Raw genomic sequence first — 5314 nt, 5'->3', positions numbered from 1 at the left:
CAGGGTCAGCCGCACCCGGGAGTCGGTCGCCCGCAGCGCGTCCGCGACGGCGAGTGCGGGTTCCACGTGGCCGGCTGTCCCGCCGCCGGCGAGCACTACGCTTCGCAACATCGGTCAAGACGATGACACATCACGCCGTCTCCCGGGCAGCCCGGTCCCGGTCACCCGAGCCCGCACGCGGGATGATATGCGCCCCGACGAACGCCCCGACCCGGACTCCGGCATCGGACCCACCGGACCCACCGGACCCGACCGCGCGCCGTCGACCGGTACGAGGCCGAGGTCCGGTCGGCGGCCCCGGCGGCCCCGGCGGCCCCGCCAGCGATGGCGGCGCCGGCCGGCCGCGGCGAGGCGCGCGGCGTGGCGTTCCTCGGCCCGTCGGGACAAGAACTCGGCCGCGGCCGGCTCGGACCGGGCGAAGGAGAGCAGCATGCCGAGGGCCGCGAGGGTCGGCAGCAACGCGGAGCCACCGAACGACACCAGCGGAAGGGTGACGCCGGTGATCGGCAGCAGACCCACGACGGCACCCATGTTGACCATCACCTGGACGAGGATCCAGGCGGTGACCCCTGCGGCGGCGAGCCGGACGAACAGCTCGTCACAACGGTGCGCGATCCGCAGTCCCGCGTATCCCAGCACGCCGAACAGACCCACCACCACCAAGCTGCCGACCAGCCCGAGTTCCTCGCCGATGATCGCGAGGATGAAGTCGGTGTGCACCGCAGGCAGTAACTGCGGCCACTTCTCCCGGGAGGCGCCGAGGCCCTCCCCCCACCAGCCGCCGGTCGACAGGGCATAGATGCCCTGCACAGCCTGGAAACCGTCGCCGTGCGCGTCGGCGAACGGATCGGTGAACGACAGCAGGCGCCGGATGCGGTAGGGCTCGACCACGGCGAGGACCGCCGCCGCGGCGGCCATCGATCCCAGGATCCCGGTGTAGAGGCGCATCGGGGTACCGATCACCCACAGCACGGTCAACGGCACGACGGTCACGCAGATCGCCCCGCCGAGATCCGGTTCGAGCAGCAGCAGCAGGTCGATGAACAGGAACACCGGGACCAGCGGAACGAGCAGGTGTTTGGGGTCGGACAGCAGCCGCCGTTTGCGGACCAGCAGATCCGAGCACCACAGCACAAGGGCGATCTTCGCCAACTCGCTGGGCTGGATCGTAATCGGCCCGACGACGATCCACTGACGGGCGCCACCGCGCACGCTGCCGATACCCGGGATGAGCACCACCATCAGCATCAGCACGGTCCCGAGCAACAACGGGTAGGCAAAGGCGCGGAAGACCCGCACGGGCAGCCGGGAGGCAACGGCGACCACCGGCAGACCGATCGCGACCCAGATCGCCTGCCGGATGAACAGCGTGTAGGAGGAGCCGGAGTCGGCGTAGGAGCGCACGCTCGACGCCGACAGGACCATGACCAGGCCGAGCACCAGTAGCAGACCGGCCGAGGACAGCAGCAGGTAGTAGGACGCCAACGGCCGGTCGAGCAGCGGCAGCCGTGCTTCGGCCCCGTCCGCCGCGCCGGTTCCCCCACCGGCGGAGTCGGGCTCGGCCGCGGAGCCGGTTCGCACGGCTTTGGGCCCTCGCGCCGCCCGCGCCGCCCGCGCGGGCCGCGCCGACGTCCCGGTGGACGGCGGCGACGACGCTCCCGACCCCGCCACGGTTACCCCTCTCGTGCGCGGACCGCCGCCGCGAACAGATCTCCGCGCGCCGCGTAGTCCCGGAACATGTCCATCGAGGCCGCGGCCGGTGCCAGGAGCACCGTGTCACCGGTGGTCGCGAACGCCGCCGCAGCCTTCACCGCATCGTCCATGCCGTCAGCCCGTTCCACGGGGACATCGGGGGCGTGTCGGGCGAGAGCGGCGGCGATCTCATCAGCGCAGCGCCCGATGAGGACCGCGGCGCGCAGCACCCGGCGCGCGTCGCGGACGAGATCGTCGAAGGCGAGGCCCTTGTTGAGGCCGCCCGCGATCCATACCACCGAGGGGTAGCCGGCCAACGACGCGGCAGCGGCGTGTGGGTTCGTCGCCTTGCTGTCATCCACCCAGCGGACCCCGTCGATGACGGCCACCTCGGCGTTGCGGTGGGCGCCGGGCCGGAAGGCGACAATCGCCGTGCCGATCGCGGCCGGGCCAACGCCCTCGGCGCGGGCGAGCGCGGCGGCGGCCAGCGCATTGGAGATCATGTGCGGGCTGGTCAGCGCGAGGTCGCGGACGGCGACCAGCCGCCCGCCGCCGAAGGCGTCGTCGACGAGATGGCCGTCGACGACGGTCAGGCCGGGCCGCGGCCGGGCCGCCGGGTCGAGACCGAACAGGACCCGCCGCCCCGGAGCGGCGGCGAGCAGGTCCGCGCTGGTGGCGTCGTCGGCATTGCCGATCGCGGTCGTCCCGGGACGACGCCAGATCCTCGCCTTCGCCGCCGCATAGGCCGCCGCGCCCCCGTGCCAGTCGAGATGGTCGGGGGCGACGTTGAGCACGGCCGCGGCGAGGGGGGCCATGGTGTGGGTGTAATGGAGCTGGAAGCTGGACAGTTCCACCGCGAGGGTCTCGTAGGGCGGCTCGGCGGCGACCGCGTCCACGATCGGGGTCCCGATGTTCCCGGCGGTGGTGGATCGCCGGCCACCGGCGGCGAGCATCGCGCCGAGCATCTCGGTGGTTGTCGTCTTGCCGTTCGTTCCCGTGACGGCGAGCCACCGGCTCCCACCCCGCCACCGCCAGGCGAGCTCCACCTCCCCCCAGACCGGGATCCCGGCGCCGGCCGCCCCGATGATCAGCGGGGCCGTCGGCGGGACGCCGGGCGAGGTGACGACCAGCGTGCTGTCCCCGGGATCGGCCGGCAGGCCGCCGAGGTCCACCTCGGCCCCGAGCGCCCGCAGCGTCGCGGCCGCACCCTGGTGACGTGGGGAGTCGTCGGCGTCGACGACCCGGACCCGCGCGCCGCGGGCAAGCAGTGCCCGAGCCGCGGCGAGCCCGGAGACCCCGATCCCGACGACCAGCACGGGCAGACCCGCCCAGGAGGTCGGGGTCGCGAGGTCGCCCGGGCCCTGGCCGTCGCCCGTCATGGCGTCAGCCACCTCCGTGGGAGAGGAACTCCGCGTAGAACAGGCCCAGGCCGAAGGCCACCGCGAGTCCCGAGACGATCCAGAATCGGATGATCACCGTCGTCTCGGGCCATTCGGCAAGCTCGAAATGGTGATGGATCGGCGCCATGTTGAACACGCGTTTCCTCGTCGCCTTGAAGAACGCGACCTGGATCATCACGGACAGGGTCTCGATGACGAACAGGCCGCCGAGGACGACGAGAAGCAACTCGGTCCGGCTGACGATCGCGATGCTGGCGAAGGCGCCGCCCAGCGCGAGCGACCCGGTGTCCCCCATGAAGATCTTCGCCGGGCTGGCGTTCCACCACAGGAACCCGAAACAGGCCCCCATCGCCGCCGCCGCGACCAGCGCGACGTCGAGGGGATCACGCACGAGGTAACAGCCCGCCTCGGCCGCGTGCGGCTCGCACAGGTTGCCGAACTGCCAGAAGGAGATGATGACGTACGCGCCGAACACCATCGCCGAGGTGCCGGCCGCGAGGCCGTCGAGGCCGTCGGTGAGGTTCACCGCGTTAGAGGTCGCGGCGATGATGATCCAGGCCAGCAGGGGAAAGGCGATGATGCCGACGGAGAAGCTCGTGTCCCGCACGATCGAGATGTACGTCGAGCCGGGGAGCAGCCCGGCGTCGTTCTTGAACCGGACGGCTAGCAGGCCGAAGACGATCGCGACCGCGGCCTGCCCGGTGAACTTCATCCGGGCGGTGAGCCCGAGGCTGCGCTGCTTACGAATCTTGATGTAGTCGTCCAGGAAGCCGACCAGGCCGAGTCCGGTCATCACCATCAGCACAAGCAGACCCGACGCGGTGAACCCGATACCGGTCACCAGGTGGGCCAGGAAGTACCCGGCCAGGGTAGCGACGATGATGACGGTGCCCCCCATCGTGGGGGTGCCCCGCTTGGTCAGATGGCTGGACGGCCCGTCCTCGCGGATCTCCTGGCCGTATCCCTGCCGGCGGAAGAGCCGGATCACCCAGGGTGTGCCCAGCAACGACACGACCAACGCGACCATGGCCGCGATAAGAACGCCTCTCACGCGTGCGTCACCCGCGCGGGTCCGCGTGTGTGGAGCCAGCCGTCCGCCGTCATGTCCCCTCGATCCCGGCGCCGAGGACGCCGAATCTGGTCACCAACGCCTCGGCGACGCGTTCCAGACCGAAGGACCGGCTGGCCTTGACCAGTACCACGTCGTCCGGTCCGGCCTGCGCGGCCACCAGGGCCACCGCCTCGTCGGCGTCGGTCACCTCCACCGACTCCCCATCCCAGGAGCCTTCCAGCGAGGCGCCCAGGTGGATGCGGCGGGCCGCCGGACCCACCGCGATCAGTCGATCGACCCCGAGGCGGACCGCGAACCGGCCGAGCACGTCGTGCTCGGCGGCGGCGGCGTCACCGAGTTCCCCCATCGGACCGAGCACCGCGAACGCCCGGCCCTTCCCCCGCATGCCCACCAACGCCTTCAGCGCCGCCCGCATCGACTCCGGGTTCGCGTTGTAGGCGTCGTTGACGACCACCACCCCGGCCGCAGTGGTGGTCACCTCCATCCGCCACCGGCTGCGCGGACGGGCGGCGGACAGCGCCGCGGCGACCCGATCCGGGGACAGCCCCAACCGGATCGCGACGGCCGCCGCGGCCAACGCGTTCGGCACCTGGTGCGCGCCGGCGAGCCCGAGGGCCACCCGGTGGTGCTCGCCGTACGCCAGCAAGTCGAACGAGGCGCGGCCCAGCCGGTCGACATCGACGGCACCGGCCCGCACGTCGGCCCGTCCGCCCTCCCCGAAAGTGATCACTTCGGCCGTCGTCCGAGCCGCCATCGCCGCGACCAGCGGGTCGTCGGCGTTGAGCACGACGGCCTCGCTCGCGGCCTCGGCAAGCTCGCCCTTGGCCGCGGCGATCCCCAGCCGGCCGTCGGCGTACTCGCCCAGGTGGGCACTGCCGACGTTGAGGACCACCCCCACCGCCGGGCGGGCCACCGCGCAGAGGGTGACGATGTGCCCCGGGCCGCGGGCACCCATCTCCAAGACGACGAACGCCGTGTCCGGCTCGGTGCGCAGCAGCGTCAGCGGCAGTCCGATCTCGTTGTTGAACGAGCCGGGCGCGGCCACCGTCGGGGCGAGCCCGGCCAGCACGTCGGCGAGCAAGTCCTTGGTCGTCGTCTTGCCCGCCGACCCGGTCACGGCGACCACGGTGGCGGCGGCCAGGTCACGGAC

At 72.2% G+C, this 5314-nt stretch carries 5 protein-coding genes; all 5 read right to left on the bottom strand.

Annotated features, from left to right (window positions below):
* Window positions 1-111: glycosyltransferase (locus tag ACY45C_RS14860; protein ID WP_462188197.1), on the bottom strand; the 111-nt coding region annotated here is incomplete at its 3' end.
* A 3-nt stretch (window positions 112-114) separates the two neighbouring features.
* Entirely contained in the window at window positions 115-1671 is a 1557-nt protein-coding gene (ftsW, locus tag ACY45C_RS14855; protein ID WP_462188193.1) for a putative lipid II flippase FtsW, read from the bottom strand.
* Window positions 1672-1673: 2 nt separating this feature from the next.
* On the bottom strand, window positions 1674-3071 hold the full coding sequence (murD, locus tag ACY45C_RS14850; protein ID WP_462188192.1) for a UDP-N-acetylmuramoyl-L-alanine--D-glutamate ligase: 1398 nt from the start codon (window positions 3069-3071) through the stop codon (window positions 1674-1676).
* A 4-nt stretch (window positions 3072-3075) separates the two neighbouring features.
* On the bottom strand, window positions 3076-4143 hold the full coding sequence (mraY, locus tag ACY45C_RS14845) for a phospho-N-acetylmuramoyl-pentapeptide-transferase (RefSeq protein WP_462188191.1): 1068 nt from the start codon (window positions 4141-4143) through the stop codon (window positions 3076-3078).
* A gap of 49 nt (window positions 4144-4192) precedes the next feature.
* A partial coding sequence (locus tag ACY45C_RS14840; protein ID WP_462188190.1) for a UDP-N-acetylmuramoyl-tripeptide--D-alanyl-D-alanine ligase occupies window positions 4193-5314 on the bottom strand: 1122 nt, incomplete at its 5' end.

The organism is Frankia sp. CcWB2, from assembly GCF_977927585.1.
Note: the sequence above shows the minus strand (reverse complement) of the source record. Positions and strands in the feature narration are given on the sequence as shown.